The organism is Streptococcus pseudopneumoniae IS7493 (assembly GCF_000221985.1).
In the GTDB taxonomy this organism is placed as follows: domain Bacteria; phylum Bacillota; class Bacilli; order Lactobacillales; family Streptococcaceae; genus Streptococcus; species Streptococcus pseudopneumoniae.
In genome coordinates this window covers 344,187-360,822 of the sequence record NC_015875.1, presented here as the reverse complement: position 1 = coordinate 360,822, position 16,636 = coordinate 344,187, and the positions used below count along the sequence as shown (strand labels likewise).

Here is a 16,636-nt window from a genome sequence, read left to right as displayed (position 1 = left end):
TCTATTTTTATTTTTCTTTCACAGCAGAGAATAATCCTGCTAAAGCAATGACACCTGACAAAAGTGCTGTTGATAGAAGAATTGTCTGATCAGCAAGTTCTAATTGATATTCAAATACTTTCTCAGCTGGCTTGTCTTCCGCAAAAATTCTTAGTTTTATGAAATGTCCTTTCTTATTCTTCATGCTCCCCTAGGTAGAGGCGTCGTGCCTCTGTACTATTTGTGAGGATATCTATATAGGTTTCATAGTCATCAGGTAGAGGCTTTTCTAAAAAGATATCTTGTTCTGAATTTATATTTTTTCCATAAAGAAAGCAAAGATAGAGACGTTCGTTGAGTGTTGGAAATACTTCAATAGACATAAGTTCAGCCTGACCTACCCGATCCCAATCCTGTTCTTTGATATCTGATATGATATAGGTTTGGAAGAGTCCCATAAGTGGATTATCTTCTGGTAGTCCACTGTCTTTATCCGCCAGGACCAAAGAACAACGTCTACCAAAACCAACAAGTTGGCGCTCCCTTCCCTTTACCGAAACAGTAATAGGATGCCCTCCAATATGGCTATAAATCCATTCTTTAGGCAGTTCATAATTTAACAGGGGGGGTAACTTCTTTGACAATCGCTACAGGACTATAGCGTAGAAACTGGCGAGTAACAGCCTTACAAAAGAGGATATCCTCCTCTTTCAAGGTCACTCCCTTCCAATTATTTTCCTCGTTAAAATGGTTGAAAAATACCAGATAGGGATCACGCACCATTTGTGCTAATACGTAAACGCCATTTCGCAAACTTATGGAAATAACTTTCCCTGGTTTCCAGGGTGTTGCTCTTTTTTCTTTTCCATCATGATACAACCTCAAACCTACACAAGACATTTCAAACTATTAAAACAACTCATCAAACAAACTCAACTGGTTATCCTCTGGCATATTGCCGAGAATCCCCATCTCATCCATCTTTTCAACCAAGGTTGATGAGAGCCCTCCACGCTTGCGTAGTTCTGTTTTAGAGAGGAATTCTCCCTCTTCACGCGCTCGCACCAACTGCTTAGCAACGTTCTCTCCCAGACCATCCATTGCTACAAATGGCGGAATGAGGGTATCCCCATCGATAAGGAACTCTGTCGCCTGACTACGATAGAGATCGAGTTTGCCAAACTTGAAACCACGTTCCCACATTTCATTGACAATCTCAAGAGTTGTATAGAGGTCAATCTCCACATTAGAGGCCTCATTGTTCTTCCGTTTTTCAGAGATTTCTTCCATTCTGCGTTTGATGGCATCCAAGCCCGCACCCATAGTCTTAATATCAAAGGCTTTAGCACGGATTGAGAAGTAAGCACAGTAATAATAAATGGGATGATGAACCTTGAAGTAAGCTACACGCAAGGCCATCATAACGTAGGCTGCCGCATGGGCTTTAGGGAACATGTACTTAATTTTCCCACAGGACTCGATATACCACTCTGGCACCTTATTGGCCTTCATGGCTTCAATGTAGCCATTTCGCTCCTCTTCGGAAATCTTGAGCCACAAGCCCTTACGTACCCGTTCCATAATGGTAAAGGCCATCTTAGGTTCGAGACCGGCATGCATGAGGTAAACCATGATGTCGTCCCGACAACCGATAACGGTTGATAGGTCCGCAATTCCTTGCTTAATCAGATCCTGAGCATTTCCCAACCACACATCGGTACCATGGGACAGACCTGAGAGCTGAAGCAGCTCTGCAAAAGTCGTCGGATGCGTCTCATCTACCATCCCACGTACAAAGTTGGTTCCAAACTCTGGAATTCCCAGCATACCCGTCGGTGTTCCGATTTGTTCAGGAGTTACCCCTAGCACATCTGTCCCTGAAAAGAGGGCCATCACGCCTTCATCATCCATAGGGATTTCATTAGGATCGATCCCAGACAAGTCCTGGAGTTTTCGAATCATGGTCGGATCATCATGTCCCAGTACATCAAGTTTAAGGACGTTCTCATCAATATCGTGGAAGTTAAAGTGAGTCGTCTGCCATTCAGCCGTCACGTCATCCGCTGGATACTGAACAGGCGTGAAATCATAGACATCCATGTAGTTCGGAATAACAACGATTCCCCCCGGGTGTTGTCCTGTTGTCCGCTTGACACCAGCAGCACCTTGAGCGAGGCGTTCTACCTCTGCATCACGATAAAACTTGCCATAGTCCCGCTCGTAACCCTTGACAAAACCATAGGCAGTCTTGGCAGCCACCGTACCAACCGTTCCTGCACGGAAGGCATATTCCTCACCAAAAATATCGCGTACATCCAAGTGGGCGCTAGGTTGATCTTCTCCCGAGAAGTTCAAGTCAATATCGGGAACCTTGTCCCCATCAAAACCAAGGAAGGTCTCGAAAGGAATATCTTGCCCATTTTTGCTGAGTTTGTTACCACATTTTGGACAGTCCTTATTGGGCATATCAAATCCTGAACCGTACGAACCATCGGTGATAAACTCACTGTACTGACACTGACCACAGACATAGTGAGGAGAGAGAGGATTGACCTCTGTAATCCCAATCATAGTCGCAACAAAACTAGATCCGACAGACCCACGAGAACCAACCAAGTAACCCCGTTCATTAGAACGTTGTACCAGCATCTGGGAAGCCAGATAAATCACAGCAAATCCATTCCCCAGAATGGAAGTCAGTTCTTTTTCAATCCGCAAATCGACAATATCTGGCAGCGGATTTCCATAAATCTCAAAAGCTTTCTTATAGGTCAATTCAGCGACCGTTTCTTCCGCCTTGTCGATGAAAGGCGTGTACAAATCCCCCTTAACAACTTCAACAGGTTCAAAGATTTCTGCCAAGGCATTGGGATTTTCAATAACCAGTTTACGAGCTAATTCCTCTCCCAAGAAGGCAAATTCATCCAACATTTCATTTGTCGTTCTAAAATGAGCCTTTGGAAGTGGTGCTGATTGGGCATGTTCTCCATGCCCGATAGTTCGGTTAATCATAGCCCCCTGTCCCAAGCTACGGACGATAATTTCACGGTAAATCTCTTCTTCCGGTTCGATATAATGGACATTTCCCGTAGCTAGAACGGGCTTACCAAGACGGTCTCCAACTTCTATCAAACTCTTGATAATGGTCTGGAGTTCCTCCATATCCTTGACCTGCTCCTTAGCAATCAATGGCGCATAGATAGCTGGTGGCATAACCTCGATAAAGTCATAATACTTGGCCACCTCAACCGCCGCATCCACACCTTGGGAAACGACTGCATCAAAAACTTCACCTTCAGAGCAAGCTGAGCCTAAAATCAAACCTTCTCGATGGGCATCTAGAACTGTTCTCGGAATTCGTGGCACCCCTTCAAAGTACTTGGTATTAGACAGAGAAACCAGTTTAAAGATATTTTTTAGACCTATCTGATTCTTGACATAAATAGTCGCATGCTTGATTCGAGCTTTTTTGTAAGAATCTGGACTAATCAAATCAATGTTGAGTCTAGCTAGATCGGTCACACCATGTTTTTCTGCCACCTCTTTGATAAAGATGAAAAGCAGGCGACCTGTAGCTTCCGCATCGTAGTTGGCCATGTGGTGATGTTCTAAGGCCACACCAAAACGCTTGGTCAAAGGTCCCAAACCATGACGTTTATACTCAGGATAGAGGTTTCTAGCAAACTCCAGCGTATCAATAACTGGCTGACTAATCCTTGGAAGACCATGACGCTCATAGTTGGCATTCATAAATCCAACGTCAAAGGTCGCATTGTGGGCAACTAGGACCGTATCCTTGCAGAATTCTTGGAATTCTTGCAAAACTTGTTCTAGTGGTTTGGCATTTTTGACATGGTCATCTGTAATTCCAGTCAACTCAGTAGTAAAAGCTGACAAAGGATGCCCAGGATTGATAAATTCATCAAATTCAGCAATGACATTCCCCTTGTACATCTTAGAAGCCGCAACCTGAATCAAGTCATTGTAGATGGCTGATAGACCCGTCGTTTCCACGTCAAAGACCACATAGGTTGCTTCTGATAAATCCATCTCCACTTCGTTGTAGACGATAGGGACACGGTCCTCAACGATATTGGCTTCCATACCATAGATCAGCTGGATTCCCGCTTTCTTAGCCGCCTTATAGCCATGTGGGAAGGACTGGACATTTCCATGATCCGTGATGGCAACCGCCTTGTGTCCCCACTTAGCAGCTGTCGCAACGATTTCTTCTACCTCTGGCAAAGCATCCATAGTCGACATGTTAGTATGAGCATGAAACTCAACCCGACGCTCACCTTCTGGCATCAAATCCTTCCGCTCATAGTGAACAACTTCCTGCACATCCTGCACGTTCATAGTCAAATCGCGTGTGAAATTATTCATCTCCACATTCCCACGAACTCTAAGCCAAGAATTTTTCTTAATGAGATCAAACTTCTGGGCCTCTTCCTCATTCTTGACCCACTTTTGCATAGAAAAACTTGAAGTGTAGTCCGTCATTTTAAAGTTGATCAAAACACGCCCTGTTCTGGTCACTTTTTGCTCCACATCAAAAACAACCCCTTCAAAGACCAGACGATTTTCCTCCGTCGTCACTTCGATCATAGGAGTAATCTCCGCCTTATCTAGCTTGGGTTTAGCTGCAGCTTTTTTGGCCTGAAAATCAAAGACTGGTTTCTCTTCCGCTGGAGGAGGTGCCATCTGTTCCAGTTGTTCCATAGCACGGAGCGCTTCCTCATTGGCCACTTGAACAATCTGCTCATTTTTAGCATGAAAGGCCTCTTCCTGCTCTTGGGTCAGCACATCATTCTTCTCGACTTGACAATTAAAAGTTGGAAAACCAAACTTTTCAAGTTGTTTAGCTAAATTAGGAAGATGATTCTTCTTAAAATATTCCTTATCAATAGCCTCAGAGCCCTCAATAAATAGTTGATTGCCTTCAGCACGAACTTGCAGATTTTGATAAAGAGATTTAAATCCTTGACTAGCACATGGCTCCTCAGAAAAAGCCTCTCTATAATAGGCTTGTAAAAGTTGGTTTGAAAATTCTTGAGAGAGAGCCTTGATCTCGAAAACAGCTTTATTGCCTGTCTTAGAAAATTCTTCGCTCAAACCTTTCTTTAATTCTAAAAAGATTTCAATCGGTAAAATATTAGAAAATATGAAATGAAACTCCCATACCTTACTAATTTTATGAACCACAACTCGCTCAATATCGGCCTGTGCTAAAGCAGGAGCCTGTCTCATTTCAGTAGGTATCCCCAATTGATTCATTAAAATTTCAAAACTGTTTGACATTCATTTTCCTCACATTATTCTCCTACTATTTTACCATATTTAGAGGTATTTTCTAAAGACAAAAGGAAGCCACTAAGTGACTTCCTTCTATAGCGAGGACTGATTAGTCTTCACCTTTGTTTTTCTTAATGATTTCTTCTTGTACTGACTTAGGCACATCTTCGTAGTGGTCAAATACCATCATGAATGTACCACGTCCTTGAGATGCAGAACGAAGAACTGTTGCGTAACCGAACATTTCAGCAAGTGGAACGTAAGCACGAACGATTTGGCTGTTACCATGTGCTTCCATACCATCTACACGTCCACGACGAGCAGTTACGTGACCCATAACATCACCAAGGTTTTCTTCTGGAACAGTGATTGTTACAAGCATCATTGGCTCAAGGATAGCTGGTTGTGCTGATTTAGCAGCTTCTTTAAGAGCAAGTGAAGCCGCGATCTTGAAGGCAGTTTCAGATGAGTCGACATCGTGGTATGAACCATCGTAAAGTTTAGCTTTAACGTCAACCATTGGGTAACCTGCAAGAACACCGTTAGCCATAGATTCTACCAAACCTTTTTCAACCGCTGGGATAAATTCACGAGGAACCACACCACCGACGATTGCGTTTTCGAATTCGAATCCTTTACCTTCTTCGTTTGGAGTAAATTCAATCCATACATCACCAAATTGACCTTTACCACCAGACTGACGTTTGAAGAATCCACGTGCTTGAGTAGAAGCGCGGAATGTTTCACGGTAAGATACTTGAGGAGCACCTACGTTCGCTTCAACTTTGAACTCACGACGCATACGGTCAACAAGGACGTCAAGGTGAAGCTCACCCATACCAGAGATAACTGTTTCACCAGTTTCAACGTTTGTTTCAACGCGGAATGTTGGATCTTCTTCAGCCAATTTTTGAAGGGCGATACCCATCTTGTCTTGGTCAGCTTTAGATTTTGGCTCAACCATCAATTGGATAACTGGTTCTGGAACGTTGATTGACTCAAGGATGATTTTAGCTTTTTCATCTGTCAATGAGTCACCAGTTGTAGTATCTTTCAAACCAACGGCAGCAGCAATATCACCTGAGTAAACAGTGTCGATTTCTTGACGGCTGTTAGCGTGCATTTGAAGGATACGTCCGATACGTTCACGTTTACCTTTAGAAGTGTTCAATACGTAAGAACCTGATTGAAGCACACCTGAGTAAACACGGAAGAATGTCAAACGACCTACGAATGGGTCAGTCATGATCTTGAAGGCAAGAGCTGCAAATGGCTCTTCGTCAGATGCTGGACGAGTTTCTTCAGCGTCTGTATCTGGGTTAATACCTTTGATCGCTGGGATGTCAAGTGGGCTTGGAAGGTAGTCAATAACCGCATCAAGCATCAATTGAACACCTTTGTTTTTGAAGGCAGAACCACACAATACTGGGAAGAATTCAACGTTGATAGTCGCTTTACGGATACCAGCTTTCAATTCTTCGTTAGTGATTTCTTCACCTTCAAGGTATTTCATCATCAATTCTTCGTCAGTTTCAGCAACTGCTTCAATCAATTTTTCACGGTATTCTTGAGCTTGGTCAAGGTATTCAGCTGGGATGTCTTCTTCAAGGATATCTGTACCAAGGTCGTTCGTATAGATTTCAGCTTTCATCTTAATCAAGTCGATGATACCACGGAAGTCATCTTCAGAACCGATTGGCAATTGGATTGGGTGGGCATTTGCTTGAAGACGATCGTGAAGTGTGCTTACAGAGTAAAGGAAGTCAGCACCGATTTTGTCCATTTTGTTGGCAAATACGATACGTGGAACTCCATACTCAGTTGCTTGACGCCAAACTGTTTCAGTTTGAGGCTCAACACCTGATTGTGAGTCAAGAACGGTAACCGCACCATCCAATACACGAAGAGAACGTTGTACTTCGATTGTGAAGTCCACGTGTCCTGGTGTGTCGATGATGTTTACGCGGTGGTTGTTCCATTGAGCTGTTGTTGCAGCAGATGTGATAGTGATACCACGTTCTTGCTCTTGCTCCATCCAGTCCATTTGTGACGCACCTTCGTGAGTTTCACCGATTTTGTGGATTTTACCAGTGTAGTAAAGAATACGCTCAGTAGTTGTTGTTTTACCGGCATCGACGTGAGCCATGATACCGATATTACGAGTTTTTTCAAGTGAAAATTCGCGTGCCATGAGGTTTGTTTCTCCTATTTATTTTTGATTTCTATTCTATTATAACACGATTTTAATAAAAACGGATAGGCAGGACCTACCCGTTCTCAATGTTTTCATGCTATTGTTGGTTTCGACTTACGAGCTGGTAAGTTGAGTTATAGCTAATACTAATCGATTTAGCTAATTTGAACCCGGGCTAAAAGCTCGGAAAATAGATAAGCTCTCCTAGAATCTTCGATTCTTCGTCAAGCTTCCTAATTTTCAGTCGCTTTTTTAACGCCCTTAGTATCTTAATCTTACCAACGGAAGTGTGCGAATGCACGGTTAGCTTCAGCCATACGGTGAGTGTCTTCACGTTTCTTAACAGCTGCACCAGTGTTGTTAGCAGCATCCAAGATTTCTTTTGCAAGACGGTCTTGCATTGTGTGTTCACCACGAAGACGAGCAATTGTTACCAACCAACGAAGTCCAAGTGTTGTACGACGTTCTGGACGAACCTCAACTGGGACTTGGTAGTTAGAACCACCAACACGACGTGCACGTACTTCAAGTACAGGCATGATGTTTTCCATAGCTGTTTCAAATACTTCAAGTGCATCGTTGCCAGTAGCTTCTTTGATTTGCTCAAAAGCACCGTAAACGATTGAAGCAGCTGTACCACGTTTACCATCAAGCATAACGCGGTTGATAAGACGAGTAACTAGTTGTGAATTGTAAAGCGGATCTGGCAATACGTCACGTTTTGGAGCTCTATTTTTACGACTCATTTCTCTTTATCCCCTTTCCTTATGCTTTTGGACGTTTAGTACCGTATTTAGAACGGCCTTGTTTACGATCGTTAACACCTGCAGTATCAAGTGCACCACGGACGATATGGTAACGTACCCCTGGAAGGTCTTTTACACGTCCACCACGAAGAAGAACCACGCTGTGCTCTTGCAAGTTGTGTCCGATACCTGGGATGTAGGCAGTAACTTCGATAAGGTTGCTCAAACGTACACGAGCGAATTTACGAAGGGCTGAGTTAGGTTTTTTAGGTGTCATTGTTCCAACACGAGTTGCAACACCACGTTTTTGTGGTGAAGAAACGTTTGTTTGAACTTTTTTATGACTGTTGTAACCAACGTTCAAAGCTGGTGATTTAGATTTTTCTACTTTTGATTTACGCGGTTTGCGAACCAATTGGTTAATTGTAGGCATCTACATTCTCCTGTGTTTTTTTTATTTTTGGTGATGATACACTTGGTGACAGCTATCATCTGTGTGTACTTTTGCAACATTTGTCAGCACGTCCCTGTACACTCTTGAGAGACCAAAAGTAAAAAGTACCGTCTATTATTGTAACAAAATTTTCCATTGGTTGTCAAGATATTTTTCTTTTTTATTGTTAATTTTAGCTCTGGCTAACTTCTCAAAGTAACTTCCACCTCTCTCCCAAAACCGGAAGTTAGTCTCAGAGGACGAATTATGCTAGAATTAAGTGTGAAACTTTCCGTTCCATCGTTGAGAATATGGGAATAGGTCCGTCAACGATTTCAAAGAAAATTAAGCGCAATCGCATCATGCATCCAACATCCGTCAAATCTGATTGCACGGATTGCCCACTTCTCAAAAAGCTCCTTATGTCTGTAACAACGCGTTTTTCTCATACTAAAAGCTAGGTTGTGGAAAACTGAAAGTTAGTTTTATATTGAATTGAAATAAGACATGAACAAATCTATTGGGAAAGTCAACTTAATTTCTAGAAATGTTTTAATAGCAACAACGTACTATTCTAGTTTCAATCTGCTATAGAAGTTCCCATTTTCATCTTTTCATTCTCTCAAAAGTCAATCATAAAAGAGGAGAAATCGAAGTTCCTCCTCTTCACTGTTTACTATCGAATCAAGTAAATCAAATCGTTACTCATTCACAATTTTTTCATCAACTTTAGGGTTTAGAGTTGTTCCCCAATGTGTAATTGTACGCTGTTGTACTAGTGGTAAGTCTGTGCGGTTGTAAACTGTACGCCATGGTTCCCATACAAGACCCGTCTTTTCTTGAACCTTGATACGAAGATTACGGACATTTCCTTTAAATTGAATCTCTGTTTGGAAGCCTGAAGTTCTGTTTTTTCCGTTATCTTCCCATTGACGTGAACGAATTTCTGGATTTCCTTGTTCATCATATGTAATTTCATCCCAATAGATGTAGTAACGCGCAACATAAGCACCCTTATGATGAAGTTTCAAGAAGCCATTTTTATAAGAAGTAACCTTCGTTTCGATATAGTCTGTACTATTTTGTAAAGTTGCTTGGGCATTATCTTTTAGGAAGGCAGTCTTATATGAGATTGGCACAGCTGGACTTTGAGCGCTAAAGTCAGCTCCTTCTCTGATGAGTTCCTTCAAGTTTTCGACTGTTCCTGTGACAACTTTGGCAGCACCGCTAGCATTACCTCCTACAATTACCGCTGTTACAGAAGTATTCTTCAATAGACGGCTCCATTCAGAATTTGGAGCAATTGTTGCGCCTTTGATAACCGCATTGATAGCTGCTTTTAATTCAGTAGACTTACTTGTTGACTCAAACTTAACATAGATTTGACGTCCGTAAGAAACGTTTGATACATATACAGGTGGAGTTTGTGAATCAACACCTCTTTGTTTTAAATCTTCAGGTGTCACACTCTTGTCAAATACAGCTGCTGGATTGGTCGGTGCATCAAATGTCGCTGTATAGTAGATTTGTTTAAAGTTTACAACTTCAATTTGCTTTTCACCCTTTTGCACAGCCTCAAAGTCAATCTTGAGCGGTGCGCCTGCTTTTTCAAAGTCTGCACCAAATTTTGCTTTCAATTGGTTCATGCTATAGGCTGTAGTTGATTCATACTGAACACGGGCAGGAACGGAATGGCTAGATGAATAGTTCTTTGTCCATTTTTCAACCAAGGTATTCATTGCTTCTTGCATACCACTAGTTGTAGGATTTGCTTCGATTTGATTTTCAGAATGAATCATACCAGGTAAATCGACGCTGACTGTCCCCTTTGCACGGGCAAGACTAATCAATTCTGGCTGATTTTCTAGTAGATTTTGGTTTGCCTTATACAAGCCACCTAGGAAGACATTTTGATTTCCATTGATGGAAACATCTGCTGTGCCTGTAGAGAGGGTTTTCTTGATTTTTTCTACAACGACAAACTCTCCATTTTGTTCCTTAGCACTTGTGTTGTAGCGATTTTCTAAGGTCTCTCCCTTGCGAGTTAAAATATCCAAAGGATTATAAGTTAAGCCAAAAAGGTAGTCTTTCAATGCTGATGTTTGATCTACTACTGGTGCAGTTCTATCCTGTCCAACTTGAGTTGTTGCTGAACGGAATACTTCCACTTCTGCCAAGCTCAATGGGGTATTTTTAGTTTTCAACTCCACTTTTACATAACGAGCGTCTTTGGCTGTGAAGAAAACTTCAAGTTCTGCCTTCCCGTTCAAACTATCAAAGTGTTGACGAGCAACTTCTTGTTTTGCTTCATTTAACAAAACAACATCAAAATTGGAAAGACGATTAGCTACAGCCCCATCTCCACGATTGTAAAGTTTAACTTTTCCAACATTCTCTGTTTTTCCAAGATCAACTTGCCACCAAGCATTGTCTTCAAAGTTTGTATGCGTTACAGAATGGTGCCCATAGTCACTATCAACATTACCATCCACTGCTCGTGTAGCAGCTCCTCCATAAGCAGTAGAACTTTGACTAGCTTGTTTTCCACGAGCGATGTTTTCTGTCTCAACTGGACGATTCCCTTGCTCTGTAGCCAAAGCTACTCCCTGAGCGTTCAATAAAAAGGCCGCAACAACAGCACTACACACACCGAGTCCACACTTTTTGACAAAGCGATGCAAACGTTTTTCTTGATTCATTCCTTATTCCTCCGTTTTTAAATGAATACGTTTTCCTATTTGTCTATAGTTTATCAAATTTCAAGTAAAAGTCAAGCACAAATCAGCAAAAAAGTCAAGAAAATAAGAAGAAAACGTTTGCTGAATTTTTCTGATATTTTCTTTAGATTTCCAGTAAATACTATAGTTTGGAAACTAGATAAAACTTGAGAAGCGCTAGCTTTTTCTCTTCCTATTTATAGTTTCGCTAGATGAACTTTTTAAAAGAAATATTAGAGATCAATTTCTGAATAAAAATAGCTGGGAACACATCATCTTCCTAATAATACGTCTTGTCTTATGTGACATTTTTATACTCTTCGAAAATCTCTTCAAACCACGTCAACGTCGCCTTGCCGTACTCAAGTACAGCCTGCGGCTAGTTTCCTAGTTTGCTCTTTGATTTTCATTGAGTATTATTTCCATTATTTATACTGATATATAAAATAATACGGAAAACTTCTCAAAAGTAAGAATTTCTTTGACAAACCAAAGAAAACGCTTGCATATTGTTTTACTACATGCTATACTGGTATAGAAATTTATTGATTGGAGAATCATCATGAGAAAAACACCAGCTCAAACTGAGAAAAAAATGGTCTACAGCATCCGTTCCCTCAAAAATGGAACTGGTTCTGTCCTTATCGGCGCAAGCCTTGTCTTGCTTGCCATGGCTACACCAACTATCTCAGCAGACGAAAGTACACCAACCACTAACGCAAATAATAGTGAAACTACTACTGCCCTTGCCCAGCCTCTTACTGATACAGCAACTAGCACTGGTAAGAAAGAAAGCGATTTTTCTTCACCTAATAATGCAAGCGCTTCCCTAGAGAAAGAAGAAAAACCTGCAACAGAGGCGACCACTCCTGTTGCAAGCCCAGCCGATCCAGCACCACAAACTGGACAAGATCGTTCAAGTGAGACAACTACTTCCACTAGTCCAGTAACGACTGAAACTAAGGCAGAAGAGCCCATCGAAGATAACTACTTCCGTATCCATGTCAAAAAACTTCCTGAAAAAAACAAGGATGCTCAAGGACTATGGACTTGGGACGATGTTGAAAAACCATCTGAAAATTGGCCAAACGGAGCCTTGTCCTTCAAGGATGCCAAAAAAGATGACTACGGCTATTACCTAGATGTCAAATTAAAGGGAGAAGAAGCCAAGAAAATTAGCTTCCTCATCAACAATACAGCTGGAAAAAATCTAACCGGCGATAAATCTATAGAAAAACTAGTTCCAAAAATGAACGAGGCTTGGTTAGACCAAGATTACAAGGTTTTCTCTTACGAGCCACAGCCTGCAGGAACTGTTCGCGTCAACTACTACCGCACAGATGGCAACTATGACAAGAAATCTCTCTGGTACTGGGGAGATGTGAAAAATCCAAGTAGCGCTCAATGGCCTGACGGAACAGACTTTACGGCTACAGGCAAATATGGCCGCTATATCGACATTCCTCTTAATGAAGCCGCAAGAGAATTTGGATTTTTATTACTAGATGAGAGCAAACAAGGAGACGACGTGAAAATCCGTAAAGAAGATTATAAATTCACAGATTTGAAAAATCATAGCCAAATTTTCCTAAAAGACGATGACGAATCAATTTACACAAATCCATACTATGTCCATGATATCCGTATGACAGGTGCCCAACACGTAGGAACTTCTAGCATTGAAAGTAGTTTTTCAACACTTGCCGGTGCTAAAAAAGAGGATATCCTCAAACACTCCAACATCACTAATCACCTAGGAAATAAAGTAGCTATCACCGATGTTGCAATAGATGAAGCTGGTAAAAAAGTGACCTACAGCGGAGATTTCTCTGACACAAAACACCCATATACTGTTAGCTACAATTCCGGCCAATTCACTACCAAAACAAGCTGGCGCCTGAAAGATGAGGCTTACAGCTATGATGGTAAACTTGGAGCTGATCTCAAAGAAGAAGGAAAACAAGTTGATTTAACCCTTTGGTCACCAAGTGCTGACAAGGTTTCTGTTGTTGTCTACGACAAGAATGACCCTGAAAAAGTAGTTGGAACTGTCGCTCTTGAAAAAGGGGAAAGAGGAACTTGGAAACAAACTCTAGATAGCACAAACAAATTAGGCATCAAAGATTTCACTGGATACTATTATCAATACCAAATCGAGCGTCAAGGGAAAACTGTTCTTGCACTCGATCCTTACGCTAAATCCCTCGCTGCTTGGAATAGTGACGATGCCAAGATTGACGATGCCCATAAAGTAGCTAAAGCTGCCTTTGTAGATCCAGCCAAACTAGGACCTCAAGACTTGACTTATGGTAAGATTCACAACTTCAAGACTCGTGAAGATGCCGTTATCTACGAAGCTCATGTGCGTGACTTCACTTCAGATCCTGCCATTGCAAAAGACTTAACCAAACCATTTGGTACATTTGAAGCCTTTATTGAAAAACTAGACTACCTCAAAGACTTAGGTGTGACCCACATCCAGCTCCTTCCAGTCTTGTCTTACTACTTTGTCAATGAATTGAAAAACCATGAACGCTTGTCTGACTATGCTTCAAGCAACAGCAACTACAACTGGGGATATGACCCTCAAAACTACTTCTCATTGACTGGTATGTACTCAAGCGATCCTAAGAATCCAGAAAAACGAATCGCAGAATTTAAAAACCTCATCAATGAGATCCACAAACGTGGCATGGGAGCTATCCTAGACGTAGTTTATAACCATACAGCCAAAGTCGATCTCTTTGAAGATTTAGAACCAAACTACTACCACTTTATGGATGCTGATGGGACACCTCGAACTAGCTTTGGTGGTGGACGCTTGGGGACAACCCACCATATGAGCAAACGGATCCTAGTTGACTCTATCAAATATCTAGTTGATACCTACAAAGTGGATGGCTTCCGTTTCGATATGATGGGAGACCATGACGCCGCTTCTATCGAAGAGGCTTACAAGGCTGCACGCGCCCTCAATCCAAACCTAATCATGCTTGGTGAAGGTTGGAGAACCTATGCTGGTGATGAAAATATGCCTACTAAAGCTGCTGACCAAGATTGGATGAAACATACCGATACTGTCGCTGTCTTTTCAGATGACATCCGTAACAACCTCAAATCTGGTTATCCAAACGAAGGTCAACCTGCCTTTATCACAGGTGGCAAGCGTGATGTCAACACTGTCTTCAAAAATCTCATTGCTCAACCAACCAACTTTGAAGCAGACAGTCCTGGAGATGTCATCCAATACATCGCAGCCCATGATAACTTGACCCTCTTTGACATCATCGCTCAGTCTATTAAAAAAGACCCAAGCAAGGCTGAGAACTATGCTGAAATCCACCGTCGTTTGCGACTTGGAAATCTCATGGTCTTGACAGCTCAAGGAACTCCATTTATCCACTCTGGTCAGGAATACGGACGTACCAAACAATTCCGTGATCCAGCCTACAAGACTCCAGTAGCAGAGGACAAACAACCAAACAAATCTCACTTGTTGCGTGATAAGGACGGCAACCCATTTGACTATCCTTACTTCATCCATGATTCTTACGATTCTAGCGACGCAGTTAACAAGTTTGACTGGACTAAGGCTACAGATGGAAAAGCATATCCTGAAAATGTCAAGAGCCGTGACTATATGAAAGGGTTGATTGCCCTTCGTCAATCTACAGATGCCTTCCGACTTAAGAGTCTCCAAGATATTAAAGACCGTGTCCACCTCATCACTGTCCCAGGTCAAAATGGCGTGGAAAAAGAGGACGTAGTAATTGGCTACCAAATTACTGCTCCAAACGGTGATATCTACGCAGTCTTTGTCAATGCGGATGAAAAAGCTCGCGAATTTAATTTGGGAACTGCCTTCGCCCACCTCAGAAATGCTGAAGTTTTGGCAGATGAGAACCAAGCAGGACCAGTAGGAATTACCAACCCGAAAGGACTTGAGTGGACTGAAAAAGGCTTGAAATTGAATGCCCTCACAGCTACTGTTCTTCGAGTCTCTCAAAATGGAACTAGCCATGAGTCAACTGCAGAAGAGAAACCAGACTCAACCCCTTCCAAGCCTGAACATCAAAATGAAGCTTCTCACCCTGCACATCAAGATCCAGCTCCACAAGCTAGACCTGATTCTACTAAACCGGATGCAAAAGTAGCTGATGCGGAAAATAAACCTAGCCAAGCTACAACTGATTCACAAGCTGAACAACCAGCACAAGAAGCACAAGCATCATCTGTAAAAGAAGCGGTTCGAAACGAATCGGTAGAAAGCTCTAGCAAGGAAAATATACCTGCAACCCCAGATAAACAAGCTGAACTTCCAAATACAGGAATCAAAAACGAAAACAAACTCCTATTTGCAGGAATCAGCCTCCTTACGCTCCTTGGTCTCGGTTTCTTACTAAAAAATAAAAAAGAGAACTAAACTAGCCCTCCTATAGAACTATCCCCCAAGCCTTAACGCTCGGGGGATTGATTTTTGCCCTGATAAGCCTATCTATCAAATCATATATTCTACACTATAGGTCGCATCCGAGAGTATTCGTGCCAAAAATTGCTTGGTTCGTTCTTCTTTTGGACGACTAAAGAAATCATGGGCATTATTTTCTTCAACAATTTTCCCACCGTCCATAAAAATAACATGATTGGCTACATCTCTAGCAAAACCCATCTCATGAGTCACTACTACCATAGTAACTCCTTCTTTAGCTAACTGTTTTAAAACATCTAAAACATCCCCTACCAACTCTGGATCCAAGGCCGATGTTGGCTCATCTAATAAAATGACCTCTGGTTTCACAGCAATGGCACGCGCAATACCGATTCGTTGTTGCTGGCCTCCAGAAAGCTGAGAGGGATAGTAAGCTTTATAAGCTAGTAAACCAACTTTTTCTAAGGCAGCTTCCGCACGTTTTGTTGCTTCTTCCTTAGGAATTTTCCGAGCAATAATCAAGCCCTCCAAAATATTTTCCAAGGCCGTTTTATTAGCAAATAAATTATAATGTTGAAAAACGAAAGCAATCTTCTTGCGAATTTCTAAAATATCTTTTTTAGTCAATTTTCCAAGGTCGTATTCTTTATCAGCAAGCTTCAAAGAGCCACTATCGGCTTTTTCTAAATGATTGAGACATCTGAGAAAAGTCGTTTTACCTGATCCAGATGGCCCCAATATTACAACCACATCCCCTTGGTTGACCTTGAGATTAACATCTCCCAGGACTTGTCTGTCTCCAAATTTTTTTGCAACATGTTCTACTTGTAACATTGTCTCCTC

At 41.8% G+C, this 16,636-nt stretch carries 10 protein-coding genes and 1 pseudogene; 2 read left to right on the top strand and 9 right to left on the bottom strand.

Going from position 1 to position 16,636, the window contains the following annotated elements:
- Positions 1-7 precede the first annotated feature (7 nt).
- The 7 genes from SPPN_RS02060 to rpsL form a co-directional block, all read right to left on the bottom strand.
- On the bottom strand, positions 8-184 hold the full coding sequence (locus SPPN_RS02060) for a hypothetical protein (protein WP_000791213.1): 177 nt from the start codon (positions 182-184) through the stop codon (positions 8-10).
- Complete coding sequence (locus SPPN_RS13730; protein WP_237701462.1) at positions 174-623, bottom strand: hypothetical protein; 450 nt, start codon at positions 621-623, stop codon at positions 174-176. The genes SPPN_RS02060 and SPPN_RS13730 overlap by 11 nt, the downstream gene beginning before the upstream one ends.
- Positions 589-792, bottom strand: coding sequence for a hypothetical protein (locus SPPN_RS13725; RefSeq protein ID WP_237701461.1), 204 nt, complete (start codon positions 790-792; stop codon positions 589-591). Before SPPN_RS13725 ends, SPPN_RS13730 begins: the two co-directional genes overlap by 35 nt.
- 96 nt (positions 793-888) lie before the next feature.
- Positions 889-5,280: a PolC-type DNA polymerase III gene (locus tag SPPN_RS02050; RefSeq protein WP_000071368.1), complete on the bottom strand. Its 4,392-nt coding sequence runs from the start codon at positions 5,278-5,280 to the stop codon at positions 889-891.
- A 103-nt stretch (positions 5,281-5,383) separates the two neighbouring features.
- The gene (fusA, locus tag SPPN_RS02045; protein ID WP_000090345.1) at positions 5,384-7,465 is read right to left on the bottom strand and encodes an elongation factor G; all 2,082 of its coding nucleotides are present in this window, start codon (positions 7,463-7,465) and stop codon (positions 5,384-5,386) included.
- A 278-nt stretch (positions 7,466-7,743) separates the two neighbouring features.
- On the bottom strand, positions 7,744-8,214 hold the full coding sequence (gene rpsG / locus SPPN_RS02040; RefSeq protein WP_000087873.1) for a 30S ribosomal protein S7: 471 nt from the start codon (positions 8,212-8,214) through the stop codon (positions 7,744-7,746).
- Positions 8,215-8,233: 19 nt separating this feature from the next.
- Positions 8,234-8,647 (bottom strand): 30S ribosomal protein S12, encoded by a 414-nt coding sequence (gene rpsL / locus SPPN_RS02035; protein WP_001142332.1) that lies wholly within the window; start codon positions 8,645-8,647, stop codon positions 8,234-8,236.
- A 284-nt stretch (positions 8,648-8,931) separates the two neighbouring features.
- Between rpsL and SPPN_RS12625 the strand changes: the two are divergent.
- Positions 8,932-9,083 (top strand): annotated as a pseudogene (locus SPPN_RS12625) (IS30 family transposase); the annotation flags it as partial.
- A 265-nt stretch (positions 9,084-9,348) separates the two neighbouring features.
- Here the strand turns inward: SPPN_RS12625 and SPPN_RS02030 are convergent.
- Positions 9,349-11,346: a thiol-activated cytolysin family protein gene (locus SPPN_RS02030; RefSeq protein WP_001071076.1), complete on the bottom strand. Its 1,998-nt coding sequence runs from the start codon at positions 11,344-11,346 to the stop codon at positions 9,349-9,351.
- Positions 11,347-11,926: 580 nt separating this feature from the next.
- On the opposite strand from SPPN_RS02030, the gene spuA reads away from it, so the two are divergent.
- Positions 11,927-15,787, top strand: coding sequence for an LPXTG-anchored pullulanase SpuA (gene spuA, locus SPPN_RS02025; RefSeq protein ID WP_001232747.1), 3,861 nt, complete (start codon positions 11,927-11,929; stop codon positions 15,785-15,787).
- 75 nt (positions 15,788-15,862) lie between these two features.
- On the opposite strand, the gene SPPN_RS02020 is transcribed toward spuA, so the two are convergent.
- Positions 15,863-16,627, bottom strand: coding sequence for an amino acid ABC transporter ATP-binding protein (locus tag SPPN_RS02020; protein ID WP_000942260.1), 765 nt, complete (start codon positions 16,625-16,627; stop codon positions 15,863-15,865).
- Positions 16,628-16,636 lie beyond the last annotated feature (9 nt).

Coding starts and splice junctions, on each gene's coding strand:
- SPPN_RS02060 (WP_000791213.1), bottom strand. CDS start 184: ATGAAGAATAAGAAAGGACATTTCATAAAACTAAGAATTTTTGCGGAA.
- SPPN_RS02050 (WP_000071368.1), bottom strand. CDS start 5,280: ATGTCAAACAGTTTTGAAATTTTAATGAATCAATTGGGGATACCTACT.
- fusA (WP_000090345.1), bottom strand. CDS start 7,465: ATGGCACGCGAATTTTCACTTGAAAAAACTCGTAATATCGGTATCATG.
- rpsG (WP_000087873.1), bottom strand. CDS start 8,214: ATGAGTCGTAAAAATAGAGCTCCAAAACGTGACGTATTGCCAGATCCG.
- rpsL (WP_001142332.1), bottom strand. CDS start 8,647: ATGCCTACAATTAACCAATTGGTTCGCAAACCGCGTAAATCAAAAGTA.
- SPPN_RS02030 (WP_001071076.1), bottom strand. CDS start 11,346: ATGAATCAAGAAAAACGTTTGCATCGCTTTGTCAAAAAGTGTGGACTC.
- spuA (WP_001232747.1), top strand. CDS start 11,927: ATGAGAAAAACACCAGCTCAAACTGAGAAAAAAATGGTCTACAGCATC.
- SPPN_RS02020 (WP_000942260.1), bottom strand. CDS start 16,627: ATGTTACAAGTAGAACATGTTGCAAAAAAATTTGGAGACAGACAAGTC.